Origin of the sequence: Paenibacillus ehimensis NBRC 15659, from assembly GCF_004000785.1 — a bacterium.
In the GTDB taxonomy this organism is placed as follows: Bacteria; Bacillota; Bacilli; order Paenibacillales; family NBRC-103111; genus Paenibacillus_G; species Paenibacillus_G ehimensis.
In genome coordinates this window covers 1-26896 of the sequence record NZ_BILX01000070.1, presented here as the reverse complement: position 1 = coordinate 26896, position 26896 = coordinate 1, and the positions used below count along the sequence as shown (strand labels likewise).

Here is a 26896-nt window from a genome sequence, read left to right as displayed (position 1 = left end):
CTCATGAGCGTACGTACGGAGGCAGTGCCCCAATCCACACCGAAGCTGCGGTCCCGGCCGGTTACGGCAACGATTGTTTTGTTTGCGGGACTTGCTGTCTTGCTGTTGGGGCTTGCCTTGTCAGTTTCCGTCGGCGCGGCGGATATCCGGCTTTCCACCGTATGGGAAGCCGTGTTTCGGTTTAATCCGGACATTACCCAGCACCAGATCATTCAGGAGCTGCGCCTCCCGCGGGCGCTTGCCGGAGCGCTGGTCGGCGCTTGCTTCGCCGTTGCCGGAGCGATTATGCAGGGGATGACGCGCAATCCGCTTGCCGATTCGGGGCTGCTCGGCTTGAATGCGGGAGCGGGGTTCGTGCTTGCTCTCTGCTTCGCCTTTTTTCCGGGCATGCCGTTCATGCAGTTGATTCTGTACTCGTTCCTCGGCGCTGCCGTCGGGGCGTTTATGGTGTATGGGGTCGGTTCCATGTCCAAGAACGGTCTGACGCCGGTCCGGCTTGCCCTGGCTGGCGCCGCGGTCACTGCGCTTCTTGTTGCGGTCAGCGAGGGCATCGCGATTTATTTCAACATCGGACAGGATCTCGCTTTCTGGTATGCCGGCGGGGTAGCCGGGACGAAGTGGGTCCAGCTTAAAATCATGACGCCGTGGGTCATTGCCGCCTTGATCGCCGCCTTGCTGCTTTCCCGGTCCATTACGCTGCTGAGTCTTGGCGACGAAGTGGCGACGGGGCTGGGCCAGCGCACGGGCTGGGTGAAGCTGGCTTGCGCCGTTGTCGTGCTCGTGCTGGCAGGTACGGCCGTCTCCGCGGTAGGCGCGATCGGCTTTGTCGGGCTCGTCATTCCGCATATTGCCCGGTCGCTGGTCGGCGTCGATTACCGCTGGATCATTCCCTGCTCGGCGGTGCTCGGCAGCTTGCTCATGGTCATTGCCGACATCGGGGCGAGAATGATCAATCCGCCCTATGAGACGCCGATCGGCACATTGATCGCCTTGATCGGGGTTCCGTTCTTCCTTTACTTGGCACGCAAGCAGAGGAGGGAACTGTAGATGGAAGCAGTGAAAATGGGGGCGACGGAACGCCGCAAAAAAATTCAAGCCGTGACGGTTTTATCCGTTCTGGGCGTGTTGATTTTACTCGCTTTTCTCGTCAGTATGAACACGGGATATACCCGGCTGTCGCCGCTTGATGTCATTCGAACGCTGTTCGGTGCAGGGACGGCCAAGCAGGAGCTCATTTTGTTCGATTTCCGGCTGCCCCGCATCGTCATCTCGGTGCTGATCGGGGCGGGCCTGGCTGTTTCGGGATGTATTTTACAGGGGCTTTCCCGCAATGCGCTGGCCGATCCGGGCATTCTGGGGATTAATGCCGGTGCAGGCTTGATGGTCGTGCTCTTTATCTCATTTTTTCCGTCGAAGACAGCGGCGCCGGTCTTGTTTCTGCCGATCCTGGCTTTCGTCGGGGCAGGGGTCACCGCGGCCATCATCTACGGACTGGCTTACAAGAAGCACGAAGGGCTTTCGCCGACAAGTCTGGTTCTGACCGGGATCGCCGTCGCAGCAGGCATCAGCGCCTTAATGGTGGTGCTGACGCTGCGGTTGAACCCGCAAAATTACCAGTTCGTGGCCGTCTGGCTGGCGGGAAGCATCTGGGGCTCGAACTGGAAGTTTGTCGTCGCTCTGCTGCCGTGGCTGATCGTGCTCCTGCCTTATGTGTTTTACAAAGCCAGAGTGCTCAATGTGATCAATCTCGGGGAACAGATGGCGACCGGCTTGGGCGCTCCCGTCGAGAAGGAACGGCTCGGCCTGCTTGCCGCCTCCGTCGGGATTGCGGGCGCTTGCGTCGCGGTAGGGGGAGGCATCGGCTTTGTAGGCTTGATCGGTCCCCATCTGGCCCGCCGCCTGATCGGACCGAAGCACGAAATGCTGCTTCCGGCCTCGGCTTTGGTCGGCGGCCTGCTGATGATCGTCGCCGATACGATTGCACGAGTCGTTATCCAGCCCGCGGAGATTCCTACCGGCATTGTCGTCGCGATCATCGGCGCGCCGTATTTTCTTTACTTGCTGGCTAGAGCGAGATGATTCGAACGCAGCGAAGTATTCGTTCGGAGGAGAGTCGTTAAGATGAGAAGATCGAAGTTTGCCTGCATCGGGGCGCTTGTGCTGATCCTGATGACCGCTGGCTGCGGGTCCAATTCGCCCGTTTCCAAACAGGCCGCTTCCGCCGACAGCTCCGGCGCGAAGCCGGCATCGGAGCGCATCTATAAGCACGCGATGGGAGAGGTGAAAATTCCCGTCAAGCCGGAAAAGGTCGTTACGCTCCAATATGTGAGTCAGCTCTTGTCCATTGGCGTCAAGCCTCTCGGCGCTCCAGCTAATCTTCTTGAGGATCTCGGAGAGAAAGCGGCAGGGATTGAAAGCATCGGCGATGTCGGAAAATATAATTTCGAAAAAATATTGGAGCTTCAGCCGGAGCTGATCATCGCCGGGGACGTCGAACAGGAGACCTACGACCAATTATCCAAAATCGCCCCGACGGTCGTTGTTCCGTGGATGGATTACGACGTATTCGGTCATGTGAAGGCCATGGGCGACATCATGAACCGCCAGAGCGAAGCCGAAGCCTGGAGCACGGCGTTCCGGGCAAAATTCCAAGCGGTGAGGGAACAGCTTCAGAATATCATCGAACCGGGAAAAACGGCGGCGATCTATAACATTCGCCCGAAGGAAATTTACGTGTACGGCGTACGGAATTTCGGCTTTACCCTCTACAAAGCGCTGGAGCTGACGCCTCCGCCGCCGGTGAAGAAAGAAATCGAGAAGAATCCGAACTTCTGGGCGGTTCCGGTGTCTCTGGAGCTGCTTCCGGAGTACGCCTCCGATTATTTGTTCGTTTCGGTGTTCGGCGATGACGATTCCAAGAAGCGGTTGGACGAAATTTCAAAAACTGCGCTATGGGCGAACCTGCCTGCCGTCAAAAACAACCGGGTGTACATGCTGAATCTCGATACATGGTTCGGCTACACGCCGCATGATATCGAGAAGCAATTGCAAGAAATAGTATCCTTGCTTAAAAAGTCTTAACTCTTATCTCATAGGAAAGACCGCCGAACAATTTGCGTCCGGCGGTCTTTTTGCATATGACCTGTTATTTCTGTTGGATCATCATATTCCATAGTTCCTTCGAATCGTAGCCGAGGCGCCAAGCGGCCACGCCGGCCAACTCGTACTTTTTGGCGATGTCGATCCGCGCTTTGACGGTCTCCTCGTTTTCCAGCCAGAAGACGTTCTTGAAGCCGTCCTGTTCGTACTCGACCTTGTACTGATTGAAGCGGCTGTCCCAACTGAGCTTCGCTTGCTTGGAAGAGATGAGGCCGGTCAAGTCCTTCATCAGCAGCGCACGGTTGCTGTCCAGCTTGCCCGATTTGTCGACCTTCCACTCCCGCACATAGAACGGAATTCCCATAATCAGCTTGTCGCGCGGAATGCCGTAGGCCAGAAATTCCTGCACGCCCTGTTCAACCCAAGGCAGACCGGCCACGGAACCCGGTTCGGTGCTGCCTTTCCAATATTGGTCGTAGGTCATTGTAATGACGTAGTCGACGATCTGGCCAAGCTTCTCGTGGTCGAACGCGGTTTTCGCATTCCATGCGGCGCTGCCTCTCGGCAGGTCGACCGAGATGACAAGTCCTTTTTGATGGGCCGCATCCGCGATTTCCTTCATGAACGCCGTGAAGGCGGAGCGGTCCGTGCCTGCGACACTCTCGAAGTCGATGTTCAGTCCGTCCGCTCCGATGGCCGCGGCTTTATCAACCAGAGCGGAAATGAACTTGCCGCGGGCTTGCGGTGAGGCGAGGAATTGCGTCGTCATCGCCGTGTCGAACTGGTTGTTGACAAGCGGATGGACGGAGTACCCCTGCTTCTTCAGCCAAGCGACGGTTTCTTTGTTCGAGCTGTCGGTCAAATTGCCCGAGCCGTCGGCGAGCTGAAAGTAGGTGGGGGAGACGACATCCAGCCCCGACGTGTTGCTCACCTGACTGCGGATCGTGGCGTCGCTGGAGCTTCCGTTCCACCCCCAAAACTGCAGATTGCGAAGGTTGCTCCAAATGCTGGACCCGTCGTCGTACAGCCGAACGGAGGCGTTGGAATAGCCCATAGCGTAAGATAATGCGGCGCCGATCGTAGAGAAGTCCGCGATCCATTTGTCTTTTTGGAACACTTGATAATAAGGATAATTATTCCATATGACGCGTGCGGTGCCGTCAAGTCCTGCCGCTTCATCGTCGGTAATCCGGGTATGATCGAACTGCTTGGCGTACGCTATCGCCTCGTCAATGCTCAGGAACGAATTCAGCAGCGTCTCGAACTGGTACACTTTATACGGTTTGACGTTGGAGTAAACGACCTTGCCCGTTTCGGTGTTCACAATCTTCGAATTGCCCCAGTTGAGCGATTCGTTCACGGCGTCTTCTAAGTAAGCGAACTTCCAATTGTCAGCGGAGTATGTACCTTGATAGATTTGATAAATTTTGCTGCCGCTGCGCAGCTCGGCCTTGCGGCTGGCCGGAATGTTGTCCCATACCCAACGGTGCGTGCTGAGCTCGACGATATGGGCGTTGCCCCATTTTTTCGCCTCGGCGATCGCTTGGTTCAACGTTTCAAAGTTCCAGGAATCCATCGTAATGTCGTCGCCTTGGTAGAGGCGGTACTTCGGGTAATTGTTCCATACCCAACCGCCGGATTGCAGGTCGCGTACGCTGGCATGTCCCCAATTGGACGCTTCGCGGATCGCCTGATCCAAAGTGGCGTACTCCCATTTGGACGAGCTGAGGCCGTTCTGGTATACCTTGTAGCGGGGATAGTTATGCCATACCCATTTACGGGTGCCGATCTCTTCGACGTGGCTATCCGCGAACTGCCTGGCATAATTTTCGGCGGACTTGTAATCGGACGTCTCCAGCAGCATCGTGGTGTCCTGATAGACGCGGAACTTGGATGTCTTGTCGGCGGCCATAACGGAGCCCGCGGAGGAGAGGAAGAGCGTCATGACGGACAACGTCAGCAGGGTGTTGCGCTTCAACATGCATCAGCCTCTTTCTGGTCAGTGTATTCTATTAAACGTTAGAAGAGGCCTCGAAGTTGCGAGGAAAATAATAGAATCCCGAAAAGGGGGGATGGGGACAAAAAAACAACCCTCCAAGCCATCGCTTGAAGGGTCGTTCGGTAGGTCAGCCGATATCGGCGACGATTTCGTCTTCCAGCACGAGCCGGATCTGATCCCGGAACACGCGGATATTTTGCTCCTTGAGCAGGTAACGCTCGATCGCTTCCAGCATGTTGGCGGCGATCAGGATCTGGCTGCGGCCTTCGGCGTGCACCTCGGCGGAGAAGCCGAGGTCCTCGTCCCACATGAGCTCCACTTCGACTTGCGTCGGGTGAATCTGCTTTCGTTCGGCGATATTCAGGCATATCGCATTGATAATATCTTGCTCCGATAGTCGCATATTTTGATAACCTCTTTACCCTAAATTAAAACTGCTTCGGTTCTTCCTTCAGCTTCTTGCGGTCGCGGAAGTAAACGAAAATTTTGCGGATAACGACGAACAGCACGACGAGCGCAAGCACGTTCACCATCAGGCCCAGCAAGTCGCCGAGGAAGCCCATGCCGCCGAACAGGCTTCCGAAGAGAAGACCCGCCAGACCGCCGATCATCAAGCCTTTCATCAGACCGCCGCTGAAAAAGCCCGGTTTCTTAGCCGGAGTCGCCGCCGTGCTGGCCGGTGTTTTGGAAGCGGCCGGTTCCGTTTTATTGATGCCGTTGTTCGGCGTTTGCGTGGTGTTGGAACTGCTCGGCGTGTAGCTTTTTTTCGAGGACTTGTACCCTTTGGCATCGACCATACCGGGTGCGGTGAACGAGAACACCAGCATACAAGCCATCAGAATGAGAGACAACTTTTTCAACATCTTTTTGCATCCTCCATTAAAATAGATTAGACTCCTTGCAATAGGTTACTACGTATAATGTGGGCGATGGTTTCAGAATTTAAACGAACTTGTTACAATAGAAGATAAAAAGATCATTTCTATGAACAGAGGGACGGTTGCGATGCCGAACTATACCGAAGCGTATATTCAATATTTGGTGCACTTCCATGCGGAGCGCGATTATTTCGAATGCCACGAGGTGATGGAAGAGTATTGGAAGGAGCATCCGGAAGATCCTTGCAGCGAAGCCTGCGTCGGGCTGATTCAAGTGGCCGTATCGCTCTACCATCAGCGGCGGGGCAATCGGGCCGGGGCGGTCAAAATGCTTGCGGGCTCGCTCCAACGGTTCAAAGACGATCAGCTGGAGAAGCTTGGCATCGACGCGGCTGAATTCCGGCGGCGCCTTCAGGCCCGTCTGCGCGAGCTGGATCACGCCGATTTCGTCTACACCGATCTGGATATTCCGCTGCAGGATCAGGCGCTTATCGCCTTATGCCGGGAGGCCGCCGCTCAAGCGCAAGCCGAATGGGGACAGCCGAGCAACTTGAACGATACGTACCTCATTCATAAGCATACGCTGCGCGACCGCAGCGGCGTCGTAGCGGAGCGGGAGCTGCAGAAGCAGCGCAGGATCGAGCGCAGGACGACGGGGGACGGTGTATGAGCCGGATGCCTGGAAGCGGCGAGCCGCAGAAAATTATGGTTGTGGACGACGAGCCGCATATTGTCGAGGTCATTCGGCTTTACCTGGAGCATGCGGGCTACGTCCCCCTCCTGCACTTCCGGGGCGGAGAGGTGTTGGACCGGGTGAAGACCGAGACGCCCGATCTTGTGCTGCTTGATGTCATGCTGCCTGACGTGTCGGGCTTCGAGCTGTGCAGCCAGATCCGCAAGCTGCCGGGAGCGGAAGGCGCTACGCCGATTATTTTCCTGACCGCCAAGGGCGAGTCGATCGATAAGCTGCGAGGCTTTAACCTTGGGGTGGACGATTATATCGTCAAGCCGTTCGACCCGAACGAAATGGTTGCGCGGATCAAGGCCGTCCTGCGGCGGGCGGGAAAGCAGGGAGCCGCTCCGCCGGTACCCGCAGAGCATGCTTCGAAGCCGCTGGAGGTCGGGAATTTAAGCATCGACTTGGATCAGTACAAGGTATGCTTGAGCGGGAGCAGAGTCGACCTGACGCCTAAGGAAATCGAGCTGCTGCATTTTCTGGCGGCCAGCCCCGGCAGGGTATTCACCCGCGAGGATTTGCTCGGGTACGTGTGGAACTTCGATTTCAGCGGCGGCACCCGAACGGTGGACGCCCACGTGAAAAATTTGCGCAAGAAGCTCGGCTCCCATGAGGCATGGACGATTCAAACACTGTGGGGCATCGGATACTCGTTCGAGGTGCGCGGCACATGATCAAGCGGTGGCTGCGCAGCCTGTATATTCAAATCTTTCTTTCCTTTCTCGCCACCTGTGTGCTCGTATTCGTAGGCCTGGCCGTATTTTGGAACTACTATTTCACGGATTTTTTCTATAAGGACAAAAAAGAGCTGCTGTGCTCGCGTTCCGCCGAAGTCGTCAAGCTGCTGCCCACGGTTCAGGAGGGGACGCTTTCCACAAGAGAACTGCGGTTTGGCAGCCGCATCATCGGCCGCAGCATCAACGGCTCCGTGTGGCTGGTCGATGCGAGAGGTACGGTTTTGAACGGCTCGTCGGACCGGGAGGGGACGGTGATTCCGAAGCCGCTTGAGCCGCTGCTGGCCGAAGGGCTTAAAGGCGGAAGCGGGTACTCGGCAGGGCCGTACAAGGTCGATCCGCACGGTGGGGAAGGGCTGCTGGCCTATTACACCCCCGCAGAGCTGTACGGTCAGCGGATTGTTATCATGATGCTCGTCCCTGCGCTGGAAAGCAGCGAAGCGCTAAAGGCCATCCGCTGGAATATTTTCGTTCCGCTGCTGTTCTCTTTGGTTGCCGTCGGGGTTATCCTTTTCATTTTGTCGCGCAAGCTGGCCGGTCCTCTTCAGCAAATGAACTGCGCGGCGCTTGAAGTGGCAAATGGCGACTTTTCCACAAGGGTGCCGGTTTCGTCCAACGACGAGGTCGGAGAGCTGGCGCGCAGCTTTAACTTTATGGTCGATCAGTTGGAGCAGTGGGACGACAACCGCCAGGAGTTTCTGGCCAACGTATCGCATGAGCTGCGGTCGCCGCTGACGTCGCTGCGCGGACTGATCGTTGCGATGAACGACCGGGTGATTCCGCCCGAGAAATTCTCGCACTATTTGAAAATATGCGACCATGAGGTACAGCGGCTGCAGCGGCTCGTAGACGACCTGCTCGACCTCGCACGCATTCAGAACGGAACGGACGTCTTCCGGTCGCGTCCTGTTATGCTCCCGGCCAAGGTGAACGAGGTGCTGGAGCTGGTGCAGAGCGCCGCTTCCGACAAAGGGCTGCATGTGCGCACGACCGGCCCGGTGCCGGGAACGCCGCCGCTGCGGTGCGAGCTTGATCCGGACCGGTTTGCGCAAATTTTGCTCAACCTGCTGTATAACGCGATCCGATTCACGCCTTCCGGGGGAACCATTACTGTCGAGCTTGCGGCCGAAGGGAAGGAGGCCGTCGTCTTCGTGCGCGATACGGGGATTGGCATGAGTGAAAGCGAGCTGCTGCGAATCTGGGACCGGTTCTACAAGGCGGAGCCGTCGCGCTCCGGCGGTTCGGACGGCACCGGGCTCGGTTTGACCATCGTCAAGCATCTTGTGACGGGGATGAAAGGGTCGATTGCCGCGGCAAGCGAGCTCGGGAAAGGGACCGAATTCCGGATCGCGTTCCCGCTCCTGCCCTCGGACCGCGGCAGCAGCTGACCGAGGTGCTGGAAACGATGTGCCTTGTGAAATCGCGAAAAACAAGATAAGATTAATAAAACGTTAGCCTAACCAACACGGAAACGGCTAAATCCAAATAAGATGTAGAACAGGAAGGATGAAGTGCGAATGCCGAATTTACTATCCCAGATCATGGAGTACAACCGCTCGTTTGTCGAGCAGCAAATGTACGAGCCCTACTTAACCTCAAAATTTCCGGATCGGAAATTCGTCATTCTTACTTGCATGGATACCCGTCTTATCGAGCTGCTCCCGGCCAGCATGAATATTAAGAACGGCGACGTCAAGATGATTAAAGCGGCCGGAGGCGTCGTATCGACTCCGTTCGGCGGCATCATGCGCAGTATTATCGTCGCGATCTATGAGCTGGGCGCGGACGAAGTGCTGGTCATCGGCCATCACGATTGCGGGATGAGCCACTTGAACCCGGAGCGTGTGAAGGAGAAGTTTGTCGCGCGGGGGATTAAGGAGGAGACGCTCAAAACGTTGGAATATTCGGGCTTGAACCTTGAACGGTGGCTGCGGGGCTTCGAAGATGTGAAGGAGAGCGTCAAAAGCAGCGTGAATATAATCAAGAACCATCCGCTTGTGCCGGACATTCCGGTTCACGGGCTTGTCATTGATCCTTCGACCGGAAAGCTGGATGTCATCGTCAACGGCTACTAAGCAGTTCCGGAACGAAAAAGATGAGAAGGCCGTAAAAGCCTTCTCATCGATTCGCGACGGCGTTCCGCTTATCAATCAGCCGCATGTTCGCATTGTAGATTTGTCCGCTGCTTTTCAAGACAAAGCAGTAGCCGCTCGCTTGATAGTCGATCGTCATATTTTCCTCGAAAAATACCTCGTGCTTCCGGTCCATCAGCACTTCGAACGGGTCTCCCGCCACGCTAAAATCGTTCCGGTCCGGTTCGTCCGTGATCCACAGCGTCGGCACGCCGCTGACCGCGCACCCGCACCCCTCCGCATCGTAGACAAGCTTCAGCCGTCCGCCCGTTTGGCGGTCCAGTATGCGCCGGATTTCGGCTACCGCACTTTCCGTAAATATAATTCGCATCGTCACGTCACGCTCCTTTCCTATTTATCATACCTCATTTCGGCGATATTTGCTTCTGTACCGCGAACGAAGTATGATCAATGTATATCTTTGGAAAGGGGAATGCCCGTTGTCGACAGGAAATCTGGAAGCCAAATTGACGGAATTCAAGCAGTATCTGAAAAAGATGAAAAGCTATGAGGAAGCCGTCGGACTCATTTATTGGGACATGCGCACAGGCGCGCCGAAGAAAGGAATTGCGGCGAGGTCCGAAGTCGTCGGCGAGCTGTCCGGCGAGCTGTTCAAAATGTCGGTGTCGGACGAGATGGGCTCGTTTTTGGACTATTTCACTTCGTCCGGGGTACAGTCCGAGCTGTCGGCTATCGACCGCAGAATTGTAAGCGAATGCAAAAAGGAGTACGACCGCAGCAAAAAAATTCCGCCGAAGCTGTATCAGGAATATGTGGTGCTGACCTCGCAGGCGGAATCGGCTTGGGAAGATGCGAAGCATCAGGCCGATTTTCCGGGCTTCCAGCCGTATCTGGAGAAAATCGTCGATATGAGTATGCAGTTCATCGACCTGTGGGGCTACGAAGGACACAAGTACAACACGCTGCTTGATGCTTATGAGCCCGGCATGACCGTGGAGAAGCTCGATCAAGTGTTCGGCGCGCTGCGCGAGCAGGTCGTTCCGTTGCTGTCGGCCATTCAGGAGTCGGCTCATAAGCCGGAAACCGGCTTCTTGAAGCAGACGTTCGACAAGGACAAGCAAAAGAAGTTCAGCTTATACATATTGGATCAGATGGGCTACGATTTCGAAGCGGGACGCTTGGACGAAACCGTCCATCCGTTTGCGACCGGCCTGAACCCGGGCGATGTGCGGATTACGACGCGCTACCTGCTGAACGATGTGAACAGCGCGCTGTTCGGAACGATCCACGAAGGCGGTCATGCGCTCTACGAGCAGAACATTTCGATGGATCTGCTCGGCACGCCGCTGTGCACGGGAACGTCGATGGGCATCCACGAATCGCAGTCGCGCTTCTGGGAAAATATGATCGGACGAAGCCGTCCGTTCTGGAACCGTTATTTCCCCGAGCTGCAAAAAAATTACGCCGGCCAGTTCGACAACGTGAGCGTGGAAGATTTTTACCGCGCCACGAACGAGGTGAAGCCGTCCCTCATCCGCATCGAAGCCGACGAGCTGACGTACAACCTGCATATTATGGTGCGTTATGAGATCGAGAAGGCGCTGTTCAGCGGGTCCGTGAAAGTTGCCGACCTGCCAGAGGTGTGGAACGAGAAATACCGGGAGTACCTTGGCATCGTGCCTGCCCATAACGGCGAAGGGGTGCTGCAGGACGTGCACTGGTCGGGAGGCATGTTCGGCTACTTCCCATCGTACGCACTGGGCAACATGTACGCCGCGCAAATTAAACGGACGCTGGAGCAGGAGCTCGGCAACGTGGACGAGCTGGTTCGCGAGGGCAATCTGATTCCGATCAAGGCTTGGCTGGCGGATAAAATTTATCAATACGGCAAAAGTCAGACGCCGACGGAAATCATCACCCGGGTGACGGGCGAGGAGCTGAACCCGTCTTACCTGGTCGACTATTTGCGCGTCAAATATTCCGACATTTATAAGCTTTAATCGACGGCGGGGACACGTTCCCCGCTTTTTTTATTGTCTCGTATGTAACCTTTTGGGTCTTTTTCCAGTCTATTCTTATGTAAGGCGTTTTTTTGATTCATCCGATGGGAACAGACGACAAGGAGGCGACAGTGTATGCACAAGGAACTTCAAGCGGACATTGCCATTATCGGCGGAGGTGTCGGAGGCTGCGCGGCCGCGTTGGCGGCAGCCCGAATGGGGAGACAGGTCATTATGACCGAGGAGACGGATTGGATCGGCGGGCAGTTGACCAGTCAGGCCGTCCCGCCCGACGAGCACCGCTGGATCGAACAATTCGGCTGCACCCGCAGCTATCGCGAATTTCGCGACGGGGTGCGCGCCTATTATAAGACGAAGTTTCCGCTCACCGCAGAGGCGCGCGCGGTCTATTACTTAAACCCCGGCAACGGCGGCGTGAGCCGGCTTGGGGCGGAGCCGAGAGCCTATTTGGCCGTTCTGCAAGACATGCTGGCCCCCTACGTGCACAGCGGCAAGCTCATTATCATGACCCGGCACCGGCCCGTTGCGGCCGAGATGGACGGCGACCGTGTCCGGTCGGTTACCGTAATCGGAGAGACGGGTCACCGGCATACGATTCGCGCCGCGTATATTTTGGATGCGACCGAGACGGGCGAGCTGCTTCCGCTGACCTGCGCGGAATATGTGACGGGCGCCGAATCGAAGCGGCAGACGGGCGAGCCTCATGCGCTGGACGGCGCGCCCGATCCGCGGGACATTCAGGCGTTTACCCACTGCTTCGCTATGGATTACAAGGAAGGCGAGAACCACGTAATCGACAAGCCGAAGGATTACAACTTCTGGCGAAACTACCGAGCGGATTTTTGGCCGGACAAGCAGCTTAGCTGGGTATCCCCTGATCCGGTCACCTTGAAGCCTGTGGAGGACACGTTGTTTTGGGGTACGGATAAATATTCGCTTTTTTACTACCGGCGTATCGTCGACAAAGCAAATTTCGCGCCCGGCACGTTTCCGAGCGACATCACGATTGTCAATTGGTCGCAGAACGATTATTGGCTCGGCAACGTGTACGACGTGAAGCCGGAGGAAGCGCAGAAGCATGCCCGGCAGGCGAAGCAGCTCAGCTTGTCGCTCCTGTACTGGCTGCAAACGGAAGCTCCCCGCCCGGACGGAGGAGCAGGTTATCCCGGTCTGCGGCTGCGGCCGGATGTGGTCGGTACGGAGGACGGCTTGGCGAAATATCCGTATATCCGGGAGTCCAGACGTATCCGCGCGGAGTTCACCGTACTGGAGCAGCATGTGAGCGCAGCCGTGCGCGGCGAGCAGGGGGCGGTGCCGTTTCCGGATTCCGTAGGAGTCGGCTGCTACCGGATCGACCTGCATCCCAGCATGACGGGCCGAAATTATCTGGACATCTCTTCGCTGCCGTTTCAAATCCCGCTTGGCAGCCTGATCCCGGTCCGGCTCGAAAACCTGCTGCCGGCCTGCAAAAATCTCGGCACGACGCATATTACGAACGGCTGCTTCCGGCTGCATCCCGTGGAGTGGAATATCGGGGAGGCTGCGGGGGCGCTTGCCGCTTTTTGCCTGCAAAACGGCTATCAGCCCCGCGAGGTGCGGAATACGCCGGCCAAGCTCGAAGCGTTCCAAAATGCGCTTATCAACCAAGGCTTTGAACTGGCATGGCCGAAAATAACGGCCGTTTAACGAACTTCATAGGAATAGATTCAGCTTCCAGGCTGTTTCCGCGGATTGTCCGTGGAAACGGCCTTTTTTTGTCTTCTACAGACATACGCTCTCACCAATTTCTAGGCGCGTTCATATGCTGTCATATCTAAAGTTCGTCATGCGTTTCAGACGCTGACAGGGAGGGACTGGCCTATGAAAACAAGGCGTCTGGGAAGAGCGGCGGCGCTAATGCTTGTGCTGGTGCTTACGGCGTGCGCGACGCTCGCAGGCTGCGGTCCGAAGAAGAGCGGAGAACTGGTAAAGGTACGGATCGGCGAGGTGACCCGGTCGATCTTTTATGCGCCGCAATATGTGGCGGTGGAGAAAGGATTTTTCAAAGAGCAGGGGCTCGATATCGAACTGACGACGACATTCGGCGGGGATAAAACGATGACGACGCTGCTGTCGGGCGGAATCGACGTCGCGCTGGTCGGCTCGGAGACGTCGATATACGTGCATCAGCAAGGTGCGGGCGACCCGGTCGTCAATTTCTCGCAATTGACCCAAACCGACGGCACGTTTCTCGTGTCGCGTAAGCCGCCCGAAGGAGCGTTTGACTGGAACAAGCTGAAGGGGTCGATTTTTCTGGGCCAGCGAAAAGGCGGAATGCCGCAGATGGCCGGCGAATTTACGTTGAAGAAGCACGGCATCCATCCGCAGAACGATTTGAACCTGCTTCAGAACATAGAGTTCGCCAACATCCCGACCGCTTTCGCTTCGGGCACGGGGGACTACGTTCAACTATTTGAGCCGCAGGCATCGATGTTCGAGAAGCAGGGCAAAGGCTATGTCGTCGCTTCCTTCGGGGTAGAGAGCGGCAAGCTGCCTTATACGGTGTTTATGGCCAAAAAGAGCTACATCGACAAGAACGCGGATACGGTCCAGAAATTCGCGAATGCCGTGCAAAAGGCGCAAAACTGGGTGCGGCAAAGCGGCGTGGACGATATTGCGACGGCCATCGCCCCTTACTTTCAGGATACGGATAAAGACATCGTACGCAGCGTAATCAAGCGCTATAAGGACCAGGACTCGTTCGCCATCGACGGAATTGTTGGCGAGCAGGAGTGGAACAACCTGCAGGATGTGATGGAAGCGGCCGGGGAGCTCAAGAAGCGCGTCGATTTCAACACGCTCGTCAACAATCAATTTGCCGAGAAAGCGAAGCAAAACGTGAAGTAGGGCCGGCAGTCGTTAGGGTCAACGAGGGCGCGGCGGCGCTTCGGGGATTGCCGTTACAGGGGCTCGGGTAAAAGCCTCGGGACGATGCTCCGTTGAGCTGTCAGGCGTCCTTCCGCTGTCTCATAGGCTATGCGCACAGGGAGGGATGGCTGTATGTATGCCGTAGAGCTGGACGGCGTTTCACAGGTATATGTCAACCGCAAAGGGGCGTTCGTCGCGCTTCAGGATGTGCAGTTCGGGATCGCACCGGGCGAATTCGTCAGTCTCATCGGCCCGAGCGGCTGCGGGAAGACGACCGTGCTATCGCTAATCAGCGGTTTGCTGTCGCCGACTTCGGGGACGGTGCGGGTGTTCGGCGAACCGATTCGAAAACCGACTCCGAAAGTCGGATATATGCTGCAGCAGGATTATTTATTTCCATGGCGGACGATCTTCGAGAACGCCTCGATCGGTCTCGAATTGCTCGGACGTTTGAATGCCGGCTCCCGCAAATATGTGCTGGATTTGCTGGACGAAATGGGGCTCGGCGGGTTTGAAGACCGCTATCCGCACCAACTGTCCGGCGGCATGCGCCAGCGGGTCGCGCTGGTGCGGACGCTCGCGGCGGAACCGGACATCCTGCTGCTGGATGAGCCGTTCTCGGCTCTGGACTATCAGACCAAGCTCCAGCTGGAGGATTTGATCTCTGCAACTTTGAAGGCTCGCGGCAAGACGGCGGTGCTTGTCACCCACGACATCACCGAAGCGATTGCCATGAGCGACCGGATTGTCGTGCTCCAGCCGAACCCCGGACGCGTGCTGACCGAGTCCGTGGTGCCGGAGGCTATCCGGGAAGCGCAGCCGCTGCATGCCCGCGAGATAGGGGGCTTTCACGAGTTGTTCCGCCAGCTATGGGGGTGGTTCGAGCAGATGGACGGGAAAGGAGGCGGGGGACATGGACCAGCTGAAATTTGAAGAGACGACGCCGGGGCCGGCTCGATCCGAAAGCTTGGCCGGGCAAGTGTACGCGCAATTTCGCCGGAGCGAGCGCAAGCTCGCGACCTCCGTGCGTCTGACCCAACTGGCGCTGCTGATTTTGTTTTTCGCGGGCTGGGAAGCGGCCAGCCGACTGCAATGGATTGACGGGCTTCTCTTCAGCTCCCCTACACGCGTGTGGAGCTTGCTGGTTGAGAAAACGGCGGACGGTACGCTGCTTGTGCATACGTGGACTACCGTATGGGAGACGATCGTCGGGTTCGTGCTCGGTACGCTGCTCGGCACCGCAATCGCTGCGCTTATCTGGTATTCGCCGTTTCTCTCCCGCGTGCTTGATCCGTATATCGTCGTCCTGAACAGCCTGCCCAAGGTGGCGCTCGGACCGTTGTTTATCGTCGCGCTCGGCCCGGGCATGCTCTCGATTATCGCAACAACGCTATCGATTACCGTAATCATCACAATTCTGGTCGTGTATAACAGCTTCCGCGAGGTGGACCCGAATCTGCTCAAGGTGGTACGGATTTTCGGGGGGAACCGGAGCACGGTTTTCCGGAAGGTGATTCTGCCCGCTTCGTATCCGACCATCGTATCCACGCTCAAAGTAAACGTGGGACTCTCCTGGGTCGGCGTCATCGTCGGCGAGTTTCTCGTTTCAAAGGAAGGGCTCGGCTATTTGATCATCTATGGCTTTCAGGTGTTTAACTTCACGCTTGTCATCGGAAGCGTTCTTCTCATTGCCGTTGTCGCGACCTTAATGTATCAAGCCGTTGTCTATTTGGAAGGGAAGCTGACGGGCAGAAATTAGAAGGAATAGGAAGACGGAGGGCAATTCCAGTTTCGGAAGGCCCTCCGTCGTTTGAGATGTTATATTAAGACGTGATGGGAACGGTAATAGCCAGCTCCGGCAGGTAGGACTTCTTTAATGGCTCCTGCTCGCTCATCGTAAAGGTTAATTTCTGGACGGGATCCAGGGCAGGGAATTGTGCGACAAACGTATCGGTTTCCGGATCGACCAGCGTTTGCTCCCAGCCGGTGAACGGGTACACTTTGAGACCGAAATCGTCTTGTCTTTTCAAGCTGTTCCTGTCGTTTAAGTAAATCGCTTCCCCTTTTTCGTCCTCCAGGATCAACGGATAGAAACCTTTGCCTTCGGTTTGGTAGTGAACCAGGGTCCGGTCCTTCAAATATTCCACATCGTTAATTTTGATACGCTGCGAATTGCCGACTTCCAGTACGATGGGCTTCTCGGCAGTCGGCTTGCGGTCCATCGGCACTTTCACCATTGGTTTGACGACATCTTCCTCGGTTTCGTGGAGCTTTATTGTCCTGTAGGCTGGCGCGAGCTTGATCGACTGCGGCGGCGTTTGGAAAGGCGCGAACAACATGACGTAGTCTCTTACGTACATACCATCTTCTTGCCCTATCATGCCTGTTCGATCTCCATTATATCCGTAATATTCGGCGGCGATGCCTTGTTCGTTGGTTAATTCGAACGAAGGGAATTTTGCCTCGGGATATTTTTCGTCCAACGGACGTTTGACCTCGACCTGCACCGCCGTTTGAAGAGGCGACATCACAATTTGCTTGACCGTTACGGTCGTATCGCCGAACGTTTTGGTTGCGTTGGGCGTAATCGTTTTGCTCTGGACAGCGGATTTCGTTAGCTTAAGATCGAATTCCACTTCTTCAGCGGGATTTGCGCCCCAGTTTTTCCTGTCGGCGATAAGCTGGAGTCTCAGCTTCACATCGCATTGATCCGGGAGCTGGCCAAGGTTGGCCCATTGGAACGTCTGCGAAGCGGTTTGTTCGTCGATTTCGTTTTCAAGCATATTCAAGCTTTCGGTAATCTCTTTTCCGTTCAAAAACAGATCGGCAATCATGAATTTTTTGTTTCCGTCGGGAGCGTGCTGCATGACACCTATGGCCAACTGGGCTTCGTCAAGCATGACTTCCGTAACGGTGATCTTCACCCCGTTTTTCGTCACGCTTTGATTGACAGGGGTTACCATTCCGCTATCGGCAGCCTTGCGCAAAGCCTTGGAATTGGACAGCTTGAATACCGACGTTTTCGCAGAAGCTTGCTCGGCCGATTGCGCATAAGCGTTTGTGGGGGGAATCAAGCCCGTGGCCGTCATCGAAAGGGCAATCATCGCCGCGGCAACAGGGACTCCGGCCATGCGCAATTTACGGGACTGTTTTTGCTTTACGGTTTTCATTTGTCAGCAGTTCCTTTCTTCATTTGGAAGTGTGGGCTGTGCCGGCCATGGTCCGACAGGGCAAGGAATTCCTGGAATTTCTTTATTATCCATTCCTTGTACTTTTCAGCCTTCGTGAAGCTGACGGTCCAATCGTGAAAAGGTTCCCTGAAAAATAAAAGATTCTCGACAAACGAGCTTCACGCGTTGAGGATTTTGTCGAAAAACGGTAAGATGTGGGTACATTATATGCATACGAAATTTAACGACCAGTTGTCGAAGCGAGGAACGCAGCTATGGGATTTCGAGTCATCAAAACCGCACTGGCGGTTATCGCATCCATTTTCTTGGCGCAGACGCTCGCATTGCAGTCTCCCCTTTCGGCGGGGCTGCTCGCGGTGTTAGGCGTAGACGTAACGAAAAAGAGAGGACTTCAGACGTCGTTTCAGCGCATTGCGGCCTCGATTGTCGGTTTGTTTTTCGGCGCGGGGCTGTTTTGGGCGCTTGGCTTTCACGTGTGGGTGATCGGCGTATTTATTTTGGTGCTGTACCCGATTTTGAGCAGGTTGAAGCTTAAGGAAGGCATTGTTACCGGCTCGGTCGTCATGTTCCATGTGTTCGCCTCCGGCCAGATCAGCGCGGAGCTGCTGTTGAACGAAATCGCCCTGCTCCTTGTCGGGCTCGGTACGGCGACGCTGATCAATATAGGCTATATGCCCAGAGAGGACAAGCTGCTGCAGGAATACAAGCAGCGGGTGGAGCAGCTTTTCTCGCAAATATTTTTGGAACTCTCGCGCCATCTGCGAGACAACGGATACATATGGAGCGGCGTAGAGCTGCTGGAGGCGGACGATACGATCCGCAAGGCGATCCAGGTGGCCCAGCGCGCGAACGAGAACAATTTGTTCGCCGGAGGACCGAATTGGTCGGTTTACTTTTATATGCGGGAAAGGCAGTTGGACGCGATCCAGCGAATGCTGCAGCTTGTCGCCCGCATCTATCAGACGCTGCCGCACGGCGAGCTGTTGGCCCTAGTGTTTGACGGACTGACGGAGGACGTCAAGGTCCCTTACTATACGGGGCGGAGCGAGAAAAAGCTGAACGAGCTGGAGCAGCAATTCCGGTACATGCCGCTGCCGGCCACGCGGGAGGAATTCGAGGTTCGCGCCGCGCTGCTCCAGTTGGTAGAAGAGCTGAAAGTGTACTTGTCCGTCGCCAAAAAAGAAAAGCGGCCTATGGAGGAGCCGCTGGGGAGAGCCTGATTCTGTTAACCTTCCGACAAACGTAAAATATGATAAAAAAGTTATCACACTAGACGAATGTCCTGCATACAAATGTAATGAATGATTGTATGGAGGAGGTTAGAAGGATGTCATTAGATAAAGATTTGCAGTGCAGAGAGATCTATACGAAGGCTGTCTGTGGCAAAGGACGCAAATTTTCGCAAGTAACTAACACGGTCACTCCGCCTCACGCTCCGACCAGTATTCTGGGTGCTTGGATTATCAACAACCAATACGATGCGGTTAAGTCGGGGGAAAATGTGGAAGTGATAGGTACTTACGACATCAACATTTGGTATTCGTACGACCGGAACACCAAAACGGATGTCGCCAAAGAAACCGTTTCTTATGTGGAAGTGGTGCCGCTCCACTACCTCGATAAGAACCATAAACCGTCGACGGCCGAAGTGGCGGCGGTCGCAACGCAAGAACCGAACTGCGTGGAAGCCAGCATCTCCTCGCACGGAGATAACGTGTTGATCCGCGTCGAGCGGGAGTTCAAGGTAGAAATGTTCGCCGAAACGAAGGTGTGCGTCGTTGTGTGCCCGAACGGCTGCGACGAATATGACGACAAGCATGTGGACTTCGGCGGCGTGGACGACGGCGATTTTGAGGATCTCGATCCCGATCTGCTTGATGAGGAATTGAACTGATTTGTTGTTAATATATGCCGAACGGTTGCAGGTTGGAGAGGGCGTTTGCCCTCTTTTTTGTTGATTGAACCCAATTATTTTCGCCCCAAGAACGGGCGACATAAGCCAGGGATGGCGCTTAAACTTTGAAGGGAGGAATCAGACATGCGCGCATTTTTGCTGCACTCCGGCGAGCCGACGCTCGGTCTGCTGCTGGAGCGGCTTCGCATTCCGCACGGAACGAAAGCGCCGGAAGGAGGCGAAGGGCCGGTCGTTACGATTCATTGGGGCACCTATCATCCGGACCGCGGAGACAGGGAAGTGCTGCAGCCGGTGAAAAGCATGCTGCTGGCGGCGAACGAGCGCCGCGCGGCGGAGTTGTTGGAGCTGCACGGGATCGATTGCCCCCTGGAGAAGCAAGAGGCCGGCGGCGATAGACAAGCGGGACGTGCAGGCAGCGGCATGCGCCGTCAAGACAACCGCTGGTCGCACCGGTTCGTCGTACCGGTGTTTCATCTGCAGGCGCTCTCCCTATTCCATAAGACGCAGACCGTGTTTTACGGGAGTCAAGCAGGAGAAAGTCTTGCGGCATGCAAAGGGGAGGAAGCCGATTATACGGAAATCGGGCGGGAGCAGCCGAGCTATTACGGCGCCAGAGCGATGCGTGAAGCGGTAAAAGCGATCTATGCGCTCGGGCTCGATTACGGCGTCGTACGGATCGGGGTCAGGACGGACGGCAGCCTCGCGGTGCGAGGCGTGGAGGCGGTGCCGCTCTTGACTCCGCGGCTGGCCGAATTGTTCGCGGAAGCAATGAACCGATACGGCGAGATGCCCGAAGAAGAGAAGGCTGCGAAACGCGGGGATGTGATGCTGGGCGCGGACCCGGAGTTTCTGCTGCTTAACCGGCAGGGGAAGGTGGCTTTCGCCTCCCGGTTCGCGGAGAAGGACGGGCCGTTCGGCTGCGATTCGATCGTCCTGCCCGGCCGAAGAAAAATATTCGCGCTCGCCGAGCTGCGTCCGCAGCCGAGCACGGATGTGCGCGAGCTGGTCATTCATTTGCACCGGACGATGCAGCTTGCGGCCAAACGCATCTCTGATACCGAATTGATCTGGGTGGCGGGCGGCATGCCGGTCCGCGGTTTTCCGCTGGGCGGCCATATTCACTTCAGCGGCGTGGAGCTGAGCAGCCGGCTCCTGCGCGCTTTGGACAACTATGTGGCGCTGCCGCTGACACTGCTCGAAGGGGAGACGACGGGAGCGCGCAAGCCGCGGTACGGATTTCTCGGCGACTTTCGCCGTCAGAAGCACGGCGGCTTCGAATACCGCGTGCTGCCGAGCTGGATGGTCTCGCCTACGGTAACGAAGGGCGTGCTGGCGCTGGCGAAGCTGGTGGCCGGAAGCGACCGCGCGCTGAAGCAGCGGCCTTTGTCCGACCCGGAGGTCGTGAAGGCGTATTACCGAGGCGACAAGGAGCGTATCCGGCTGCTCCTGCCCTCGCTCTGGAGAGATTTGGAGAGAATACCGGAGTACGGGCGGCACGAGGGGTACTTGCTGCCGCTTCGGCGCATGATGCTCCGGATGAAATCATGGAACGAGCAAGACGATATCCGGCCCAAATGGAAAATCTCGCCCTTCCGATAGAGGATGGGAGTTCTCTAGCAATTCGTGCTATAATGATGAAATGATAGAATAGCATGATACATATGGCAGCGAAACGTGTCGGCCTCTCGGGACCGGCATGTCGTAACTTCCGTTTTCCGGCCGGTCCGCTCAGGGGCCGGATTCGGCGAAGCGGACGTGAAGACGCAAGCAGGCAGTTGGAGGATGAAGCATGGCCAAATATACGCCAATGATTGAACAATATCTTTCCGTAAAGGCGGAGGTGCCGGACGCCTTTTTGTTTTTCCGTTTGGGCGATTTCTATGAAATGTTTTTCGATGACGCGGTTCTGGCCGCGCGGGAGCTCGAAATTACGCTGACCGGACGCGACGGCGGCGGGGAAGAGCGCATCCCGATGTGCGGGGTGCCTTACCATTCGGCGGAAAATTATATTGCGCGCTTGATTGAAAAAGGGTACAAGGTCGCCATTTGCGAGCAGGTCGAGGACCCTGCGGAAGCGAAAGGCGTAGTGCGCCGGGAAATTGTCCGGATCGTGACGCCGGGGACGGTGATGGATGCCCGCTCGCTCAGCGAGACGGTGAACAACTATATCGTCGCGGTCGTCTTTTCCGGGGGCGGGTACGGTTTTGCCGCTTGCGACATCTCCACCGGCGAGCTTTATGTGACGCGGCTTTCGGGTTCGTTCGAGCTGCTGCTCGACGAGCTTAACGCCTATAACCCATCGGAGCTGCTTGGCAGCGAGGCGGTGCTGGAGCAAATCCGGGGCAGCTCGTCCGCTTGGCTGAAATCTGCGGTTATGACGCCGCGGGAGCCCGCAGCCGGAGGCGGATTGCCGCCGGAAGGAATGTTCTCGGAGAAGCAGCTGGCATCCTTGCCGGAAGGCGCCCGGGAAACGCTCGCGCTGTTGATGGGCTACTTGCAGGAAACGCAAAAGCGCTCGTTGTCGCATATCAAGCATATCCGGGTGTACGAGCCGAATCAGTATATGGTGATGGACCCGTTCACCCGCCGCAATCTGGAACTGGTAGAGACGGTCCGCGACCGCTCCAAGAAGGGAACGCTGCTCTGGCTGCTGGACAACACCGTTACGGCGATGGGCGGGCGGCTGCTGCGCCGCTGGATCGAGAAGCCGCTGATGAACGCGGCGCACATCAACGACCGCCTGGAAGCGGTGGACCGGCTGTACAACCAGCTGATCGTGCGCGACGAGCTGAAGCAGGCGCTCAAGGAAGTATACGACCTGGAGCGTCTTACGGCGCGCATCGCCTACGGCAGCGCCAACGCGCGCGATCTGGTCGCGCTCAAGGTGTCGCTGCAGCAGGTGCCCGCGCTCCAGCAGCATTGCGAAGCGAGCGGTTCCCGTACGCTTGCGGCATTGGCGGCGCGGATCGACCCGTGCCAGGATTTGATGACGTGGATTGCCGAAGCGATCGTGGACGAGCCGCCCGTCTCTATCCGGGACGGAGGCATGATCCGGACCGGGCTCAGCGCCCGTCTCGACCAGCTGCGCGAAGCGAGCGCGAACGGCAAGCAGTGGCTCGCCGAGCTGGAGAAGCAGGAGCGCGAACGGACGGGCATCAAATCGCTGAAGATCGGCTTCAACAAAGTGTTCGGCTATTATATCGAAGTGACCAAGTCCAATTTGTCCCAGCTCGAAGAAGGCCGGTACGAGCGGAAGCAGACGCTGGCCAACGCCGAGCGGTTCGTGACGCCGGAGCTGAAAGAGAAGGAAGCGTTGATCCTCGAAGCGCAGGAAAGCATGGTCGATCTCGAGTACGAGCTGTTCGTGGGACTGCGGGACCAGATCGCTTCATATATCCCGCGTTTGCAGCAGCTGGCCGAGCTGATCGCGACGGTGGACGTGTACCAGTCGCTCGCTCACGTGAGCGCCTCGAACCGGTTTACCCGCCCTGAAATCGGCGATTTTTACGAGCTGGAAATCGAGGAGGGGCGGCACCCGGTTGTGGAAGCCGTCCTGGAGGACGGCGTGTTTATCGCCAACGAGACGAAGCTGACCCGCGAAGACGGCAACATGCTGCTGATCACCGGTCCGAACATGGCCGGGAAAAGCACGTACATGCGTCAGGTGGCGATGATCTGCCTGATGGCGCAGATCGGCTGCTTCGTTCCGGCGAAGCGGGCGAAAGTGCCGGTGATCGACCGGATTTTCACGCGCATCGGGGCGGCGGACGATCTCATCGGCGGCCAGAGTACGTTCATGGTCGAGATGATGGACATTCAAGTGATGACCGAAAAGGCGACGGAGCGAAGCTTGGTCATTATCGACGAGCTGGGCCGGGGCACCTCGACCGGGGAAGGCATGTCGATCGCGCAGGCGGTGATCGAATTTCTGCACGACAAGATCGGCTGCAAAACGCTCGTCTCGACGCATTTTCACGAGCTGGCGCATTTGGAGGAAAGTCTCGGCGGCCTGCGCAATTACTGCATGGCGGTCAAGGAGAGCGGCAAGCAGGTCACGTTCCTGCGCCGTCTGATCCGCGGGGCCGCAAGCACGAGCTACGGCATCTACTGCGCGCAGATCGCCGGTCTGCCCGCCAGCATCATCGAGCGCTCTTATGAACTGCTGCACACGTTCGAGGCGCGGACGGAGCTGCTGCAAGGACGGCTCCAGCCTGCGGCCGGCAGCGCGAAAGAACAGGCGGTATGGAACGCAAACGGGCAGGATGCCGTTCAGCCCGAGACGTCGGCTCCGAATGGAGCGGAGACGATCGCGGAGGCTTCCGCGCCGGATGCGCAAGCGAACGTCCGTTATGCTGCGGAAGCCGTCGGCCCGGCCGTGCAGCTTCAAGCGGAGCGGCTGGACGCGGCAACGAAGGAGCCTGAAGTAGGGGACATCGTGCAGCTCAGCTTGTTCGCCGTCCACGAGGCGAAGCCGGAAAAGCCGTCCAAACGAGACGCCAAGGCGGACAAAGTGCTGGAGCAGCTTCGCTCGGCCGATTTAATGAACATGACGCCGATGGCGGCGATGAATTTTTTGTACGAGCTGAAGAAACAGCTGCCTAATTAATCCTATCCATTACTTCGAGAAGAGGAACTATAGATGAATACTTCCAAAAAGTTTCCAAAGTGGCGCCGGCAAACCGTTTCGACGATGCTCGCCTTAACCCTGCTGATTCCTGCCGCTTCGCCGGTGCTTGCCGCAGATGCGAAGTCGGCGGCAGCCGAACGAATTGTCGAAGTGCTGGACGCGCTGGAGAAAAATCATGTAAGCGGGCCGAAGGCGGACAAGCTCTCCGAAACGGGCATCCGGGCGATGGTAGAGTCGCTGGGGGACCCTTATACGCAATATTTCACGGCGGAGCAGCTGCAATCGTTCGAGGATGCCGTTGAAAATCAATATGTCGGCATCGGCGTACGGGTAGGCATGGAGGAGGAAGGCGTGTACGTGGCGGACGTATTCGCCGGTTCTCCGGCGAAGGAAGCCGGGATGCTCCGGGGCGACATCATCGTGAAGGTCGGCGACGAACCGGCGGCCGGCAAAAAGATCGACGAAGTGACGGCCAAAATTTTGGGACCGGTCGATACGGAGGTACGCCTGCAGGTATTGCGTGACGGGCAAACCAAAGAGCTGACCGTCAAACGGAAAAAGGTGCAGATTCCGACGGTCGTCGCCAAGCGGTTCCAGAACGTCGGCTATATCGAAGTGGCGAGCTTCTCCAGCGATGCCGACGAGCTGGTCAGCAAGGAGCTGAGCGCGCTTAAAGCGCAAGGCATTCAAAGTCTGATCGTCGATCTTCGCGACAATCCGGGCGGGCTGCTCGAAACCGCGCAGCAGCTTGCGCGATTGTTCGTCAAGCAGGGGACGCTCATTCATACGCGGGACCGCAACGGAGTCGACCAGCCGGTCGAGTTCGCGAACGGGACGACGCAGCCGTTTCCGGTCTTTTTCCTGGTGAACGGCAACAGCGCAAGCGCCTCGGAGGTGCTGACGGGAGCGTTGCAGGATTACGGCGCAATTACGGCGATCGGCACGAAAACGTACGGCAAAGGAAGCGTGCAAAACGTCATTCCGCTGAAATCGGGCGGCGCGATCAAAGTGACGATCGAGGAGTACTTGACGCCCAAGCTGCGCAAGGTGAACCAAGTCGGCCTTGAACCGGACAAAAAGGTCGAAGGCGCGATGGCGCAGCTGTTGACGGCGATACGGGCCGCAGGGGCCAGCCGGATCGACTTGACGCTCGACCGGCACAGCGCGACGGTGAACGGCACGGAAGTGCAGGACACGTTCGACGTCATCCGCGAGAATGGGCAAACGTATGTTCCGGCCCGTGTGCTGGGGGCTCTTCTGGGCGCGAGCGTCGAGTGGAACGAAGCCGCAAGAACGGTTCAGCTCGTAGCGGCGGATGCCCAAACTTCGTACACGCCGGCTGCAGCCGACTTTGTGCTCAAGAGCGGCACGGGTTACCTCAACGTAGCGCAGACGGCCGCGGCTTTTAACGGGCTGAGCTGGAAGGACGACGGCAAAACGTTGACGCTTGGCGCCAACTGATTTCGGGGCGGGCCTTGTTCAAGCCCCCGGATTCCGCTTCTTTTGACCGGACTTTTAAGGAGACCTGTTTATGGGTAAAATAAACATTTTAGACGAACATATTGCGAACCAGATCGCGGCGGGCGAGGTGGTCGAGCGTCCGTCCTCCGTCGTTAAGGAACTGGTGGAAAACGCGATTGACGCCGGAAGCACGAGAGTCGACGTCGCGATCGAGGAAGGCGGGCTGGAGCTGATCCGCGTGACCGATAACGGCTCCGGCATGGACCCGGACGATTGCGAGACGGCTTTCTTCCGTCATGCGACAAGCAAAATTGCGAGCACGCAGGATTTGTTCGCGATCCGCACGCTCGGGTTCCGGGGCGAGGCGCTGCCAAGTATCGCCGCCGTGTCGAAGGTGGAGTGCCTGACCGCGCCGGATACGAGCGGGCTTGGCTGCCGTTTTGTCATCGAGGGCGGCACCGTCCGCGCGAAGACGGAAGCGACGGCCCCCCGGGGGACCGACATTGCGGTGAGGGAGCTGTTTTACAATACGCCTGCGCGTCTAAAATATATGAAGACGATCCAAACGGAGCTCGGACACGTCACCGATTATATTTACCGGCTCGCGCTCGCGCATCCCGGGATCGCTTTTACGCTGAAGCATAACGGACATACGCTGGTGCAAACGCTCGGCAACGGCGATTTGCTGCAGGCGATTGCGGCGATTTACGGCACGACCGTTGCGAAAAGCATGCTTCCGATCCGGGGGGAAACGCTGGACTACCGGCTCGACGGCTACATTGCCAAGCCGGAGCTGACCCGGGCCAACCGCGGCGGCATCTCGACGGTGATCAACGGCCGCTACATCCGGAACTATCCGATGGTGCAGGCGCTGCTGCAGGGCTACCATACGCTGCTGCCGATCAACCGTTTCCCGGTTGCGGTGCTGCATGTGCAAATGGACCCGACGCTGATCGACGTCAACGTCCATCCGGCGAAGCTGGAGGTGCGCTTCAGCAAGGAACCGGAGCTGATGCAGCTCGTCGAGCGCGAGGTGCGCGAGACGCTCGGGAAGCAGCGGCTGATCCCGGCCGCGGGCATGCCGGCAGCCAAGCGACCGCAGGAGGCGGTGGTGCAGGAGCAGCTGGAGCTGTACCGGCCGCAGGCACCGCAAGCGCAGGCGTCGGCAGCGGCGCAGCCCGCCGGGGCGCGGATGCCGGGCGCAGCCGCTCCAGCGGAGCGCTGGAGCGCATCGG

General features: G+C 57.2%; 23 protein-coding genes. 18 read left to right on the top strand and 5 right to left on the bottom strand.

Translation table 11 applies throughout. The features are described 5' to 3' along the window. Positions 1–3 precede the first annotated feature (3 nt). From PEH01S_RS27600 to PEH01S_RS27590, 3 genes are read left to right on the top strand one after another with little or no spacing between them, the layout of a single operon-like run. On the top strand, positions 4–1047 hold the full coding sequence (locus PEH01S_RS27600) for a FecCD family ABC transporter permease (RefSeq protein WP_025844272.1): 1044 nt from the start codon (positions 4–6) through the stop codon (positions 1045–1047). Further along, positions 1048–2079, top strand: coding sequence for a FecCD family ABC transporter permease (locus PEH01S_RS27595; RefSeq protein WP_025844274.1), 1032 nt, complete (start codon positions 1048–1050; stop codon positions 2077–2079). Positions 2080–2121: 42 nt separating this feature from the next. Continuing rightward, positions 2122–3081, top strand: coding sequence for an ABC transporter substrate-binding protein (locus tag PEH01S_RS27590; protein WP_025844276.1), 960 nt, complete (start codon positions 2122–2124; stop codon positions 3079–3081). 64 nt (positions 3082–3145) lie between these two features. Here PEH01S_RS27590 and PEH01S_RS27585 read toward each other — a convergent pair whose 3' ends face one another. From PEH01S_RS27585 to PEH01S_RS27575, 3 genes are all read right to left on the bottom strand, one after another. Next, positions 3146–5080: a glycosyl hydrolase family 18 protein gene (locus PEH01S_RS27585; protein WP_174807178.1), complete on the bottom strand. Its 1935-nt coding sequence runs from the start codon at positions 5078–5080 to the stop codon at positions 3146–3148. A 145-nt stretch (positions 5081–5225) separates the two neighbouring features. After that, positions 5226–5501 carry a YxcD family protein gene (locus PEH01S_RS27580; protein ID WP_025844279.1) on the bottom strand — a complete coding sequence of 92 codons (276 nt, stop codon included), beginning with the start codon at positions 5499–5501 and terminating at the stop codon, positions 5226–5228. 25 nt (positions 5502–5526) lie between these two features. Next, positions 5527–5961, bottom strand: coding sequence for a hypothetical protein (locus PEH01S_RS27575; RefSeq protein ID WP_025844281.1), 435 nt, complete (start codon positions 5959–5961; stop codon positions 5527–5529). A 121-nt stretch (positions 5962–6082) separates the two neighbouring features. Here PEH01S_RS27575 and PEH01S_RS27570 point away from each other — a divergent pair, with 121 nt between their 5' ends. The 4 genes from PEH01S_RS27570 to PEH01S_RS27555 all read left to right on the top strand — a co-directional run bounded on the left by PEH01S_RS27570 (position 6083) and on the right by PEH01S_RS27555 (position 9521). Continuing rightward, on the top strand, positions 6083–6646 hold the full coding sequence (locus PEH01S_RS27570) for a DUF309 domain-containing protein (protein ID WP_246063084.1): 564 nt from the start codon (positions 6083–6085) through the stop codon (positions 6644–6646). Further along, positions 6643–7386 (top strand): response regulator transcription factor, encoded by a 744-nt coding sequence (locus tag PEH01S_RS27565; protein WP_369426654.1) that lies wholly within the window; start codon positions 6643–6645, stop codon positions 7384–7386. Before PEH01S_RS27570 ends, PEH01S_RS27565 begins: the two co-directional genes overlap by 4 nt. Next, positions 7383–8834 (top strand): HAMP domain-containing sensor histidine kinase, encoded by a 1452-nt coding sequence (locus tag PEH01S_RS27560; protein ID WP_127489319.1) that lies wholly within the window; start codon positions 7383–7385, stop codon positions 8832–8834. Before PEH01S_RS27565 ends, PEH01S_RS27560 begins: the two co-directional genes overlap by 4 nt. 129 nt (positions 8835–8963) lie before the next feature. Beyond that, positions 8964–9521 carry a beta-class carbonic anhydrase gene (locus PEH01S_RS27555; protein WP_025844286.1) on the top strand — a complete coding sequence of 186 codons (558 nt, stop codon included), beginning with the start codon at positions 8964–8966 and terminating at the stop codon, positions 9519–9521. Positions 9522–9564: 43 nt separating this feature from the next. Here PEH01S_RS27555 and PEH01S_RS27550 read toward each other — a convergent pair whose 3' ends face one another. After that, positions 9565–9909: an iron-sulfur cluster biosynthesis family protein gene (locus PEH01S_RS27550; RefSeq protein ID WP_025844287.1), complete on the bottom strand. Its 345-nt coding sequence runs from the start codon at positions 9907–9909 to the stop codon at positions 9565–9567. Positions 9910–10018: 109 nt separating this feature from the next. Between PEH01S_RS27550 and PEH01S_RS27545 the strand changes: the two genes are divergently transcribed. The 5 genes from PEH01S_RS27545 (at position 10019) to PEH01S_RS27525 (ending at position 16226) form a co-directional block, all read left to right on the top strand. Continuing rightward, a complete protein-coding gene (locus PEH01S_RS27545; protein WP_127489317.1) occupies positions 10019–11539 on the top strand; it encodes a carboxypeptidase M32 in 1521 nt (506 codons plus the stop codon). A 135-nt stretch (positions 11540–11674) separates the two neighbouring features. Further along, positions 11675–13246 (top strand): FAD-dependent oxidoreductase, encoded by a 1572-nt coding sequence (locus tag PEH01S_RS27540; protein ID WP_127489315.1) that lies wholly within the window; start codon positions 11675–11677, stop codon positions 13244–13246. A 174-nt stretch (positions 13247–13420) separates the two neighbouring features. Further along, a complete protein-coding gene (locus PEH01S_RS27535; protein ID WP_025844292.1) occupies positions 13421–14446 on the top strand; it encodes an ABC transporter substrate-binding protein in 1026 nt (341 codons plus the stop codon). A 153-nt stretch (positions 14447–14599) separates the two neighbouring features. After that, positions 14600–15400, top strand: coding sequence for an ABC transporter ATP-binding protein (locus PEH01S_RS27530; protein ID WP_025844293.1), 801 nt, complete (start codon positions 14600–14602; stop codon positions 15398–15400). After that, entirely contained in the window at positions 15381–16226 is an 846-nt protein-coding gene (locus PEH01S_RS27525) for an ABC transporter permease (RefSeq protein ID WP_025844294.1), read from the top strand. The genes PEH01S_RS27530 and PEH01S_RS27525 overlap by 20 nt, the downstream gene beginning before the upstream one ends. 64 nt (positions 16227–16290) lie before the next feature. Here the strand turns inward: PEH01S_RS27525 and PEH01S_RS27520 are convergent, their stop codons facing one another. Beyond that, positions 16291–17637, bottom strand: coding sequence for a DUF4179 domain-containing protein (locus PEH01S_RS27520; protein WP_025844295.1), 1347 nt, complete (start codon positions 17635–17637; stop codon positions 16291–16293). Between the two features lie 275 nt (positions 17638–17912). Here PEH01S_RS27520 and PEH01S_RS27515 point away from each other — a divergent pair, with 275 nt between their 5' ends. The 6 genes from PEH01S_RS27515 to mutL form a co-directional block, all read left to right on the top strand. Continuing rightward, on the top strand, positions 17913–18878 hold the full coding sequence (locus PEH01S_RS27515) for an aromatic acid exporter family protein (protein WP_127489312.1): 966 nt from the start codon (positions 17913–17915) through the stop codon (positions 18876–18878). 107 nt (positions 18879–18985) lie between these two features. Next, a complete protein-coding gene (locus PEH01S_RS27510; RefSeq protein WP_127489310.1) occupies positions 18986–19552 on the top strand; it encodes an outer spore coat protein CotE in 567 nt (188 codons plus the stop codon). A gap of 144 nt (positions 19553–19696) precedes the next feature. Then, positions 19697–21172 carry a putative amidoligase domain-containing protein gene (locus PEH01S_RS27505; protein WP_127489308.1) on the top strand — a complete coding sequence of 492 codons (1476 nt, stop codon included), beginning with the start codon at positions 19697–19699 and terminating at the stop codon, positions 21170–21172. 190 nt (positions 21173–21362) lie between these two features. Beyond that, positions 21363–24179 (top strand): DNA mismatch repair protein MutS, encoded by a 2817-nt coding sequence (mutS, locus tag PEH01S_RS27500; RefSeq protein ID WP_127489306.1) that lies wholly within the window; start codon positions 21363–21365, stop codon positions 24177–24179. A gap of 33 nt (positions 24180–24212) precedes the next feature. Further along, the gene (locus tag PEH01S_RS27495) at positions 24213–25661 is read left to right on the top strand and encodes a S41 family peptidase (RefSeq protein WP_127489304.1); all 1449 of its coding nucleotides are present in this window, start codon (positions 24213–24215) and stop codon (positions 25659–25661) included. 70 nt (positions 25662–25731) lie between these two features. Further along, positions 25732–26896: DNA mismatch repair endonuclease MutL (mutL, locus tag PEH01S_RS27490; RefSeq protein WP_127489302.1), on the top strand; the 1165-nt coding region annotated here is incomplete at its 3' end.

Excerpts from the sequence above, each read along its gene's own strand:
- PEH01S_RS27555 (WP_025844286.1), top strand. The coding sequence starts at position 8,964 with ATGCCGAATTTACTATCCCAGATCATGGAGTACAACCGCTCGTTTGTC.
- PEH01S_RS27595 (WP_025844274.1), top strand. The coding sequence starts at position 1,048 with ATGGAAGCAGTGAAAATGGGGGCGACGGAACGCCGCAAAAAAATTCAA.
- PEH01S_RS27525 (WP_025844294.1), top strand. The coding sequence starts at position 15,381 with ATGGACCAGCTGAAATTTGAAGAGACGACGCCGGGGCCGGCTCGATCC.
- mutS (WP_127489306.1), top strand. The coding sequence starts at position 21,363 with ATGGCCAAATATACGCCAATGATTGAACAATATCTTTCCGTAAAGGCG.
- PEH01S_RS27600 (WP_025844272.1), top strand. The coding sequence starts at position 4 with ATGAGCGTACGTACGGAGGCAGTGCCCCAATCCACACCGAAGCTGCGG.
- PEH01S_RS27590 (WP_025844276.1), top strand. The coding sequence starts at position 2,122 with ATGAGAAGATCGAAGTTTGCCTGCATCGGGGCGCTTGTGCTGATCCTG.
- PEH01S_RS27505 (WP_127489308.1), top strand. The coding sequence starts at position 19,697 with ATGCGCGCATTTTTGCTGCACTCCGGCGAGCCGACGCTCGGTCTGCTG.
- PEH01S_RS27540 (WP_127489315.1), top strand. The coding sequence starts at position 11,675 with ATGCACAAGGAACTTCAAGCGGACATTGCCATTATCGGCGGAGGTGTC.
- PEH01S_RS27570 (WP_246063084.1), top strand. The coding sequence starts at position 6,083 with ATGAACAGAGGGACGGTTGCGATGCCGAACTATACCGAAGCGTATATT.
- PEH01S_RS27565 (WP_369426654.1), top strand. The coding sequence starts at position 6,643 with ATGAGCCGGATGCCTGGAAGCGGCGAGCCGCAGAAAATTATGGTTGTG.
- PEH01S_RS27495 (WP_127489304.1), top strand. The coding sequence starts at position 24,213 with ATGAATACTTCCAAAAAGTTTCCAAAGTGGCGCCGGCAAACCGTTTCG.
- PEH01S_RS27520 (WP_025844295.1), bottom strand. The coding sequence starts at position 17,637 with ATGAAAACCGTAAAGCAAAAACAGTCCCGTAAATTGCGCATGGCCGGA.
- PEH01S_RS27580 (WP_025844279.1), bottom strand. The coding sequence starts at position 5,501 with ATGCGACTATCGGAGCAAGATATTATCAATGCGATATGCCTGAATATC.
- PEH01S_RS27510 (WP_127489310.1), top strand. The coding sequence starts at position 18,986 with ATGTCATTAGATAAAGATTTGCAGTGCAGAGAGATCTATACGAAGGCT.
- PEH01S_RS27585 (WP_174807178.1), bottom strand. The coding sequence starts at position 5,080 with ATGTTGAAGCGCAACACCCTGCTGACGTTGTCCGTCATGACGCTCTTC.
- PEH01S_RS27535 (WP_025844292.1), top strand. The coding sequence starts at position 13,421 with ATGAAAACAAGGCGTCTGGGAAGAGCGGCGGCGCTAATGCTTGTGCTG.
- PEH01S_RS27515 (WP_127489312.1), top strand. The coding sequence starts at position 17,913 with ATGGGATTTCGAGTCATCAAAACCGCACTGGCGGTTATCGCATCCATT.
- PEH01S_RS27550 (WP_025844287.1), bottom strand. The coding sequence starts at position 9,909 with ATGCGAATTATATTTACGGAAAGTGCGGTAGCCGAAATCCGGCGCATA.
- PEH01S_RS27530 (WP_025844293.1), top strand. The coding sequence starts at position 14,600 with ATGTATGCCGTAGAGCTGGACGGCGTTTCACAGGTATATGTCAACCGC.
- PEH01S_RS27575 (WP_025844281.1), bottom strand. The coding sequence starts at position 5,961 with ATGTTGAAAAAGTTGTCTCTCATTCTGATGGCTTGTATGCTGGTGTTC.
- PEH01S_RS27560 (WP_127489319.1), top strand. The coding sequence starts at position 7,383 with ATGATCAAGCGGTGGCTGCGCAGCCTGTATATTCAAATCTTTCTTTCC.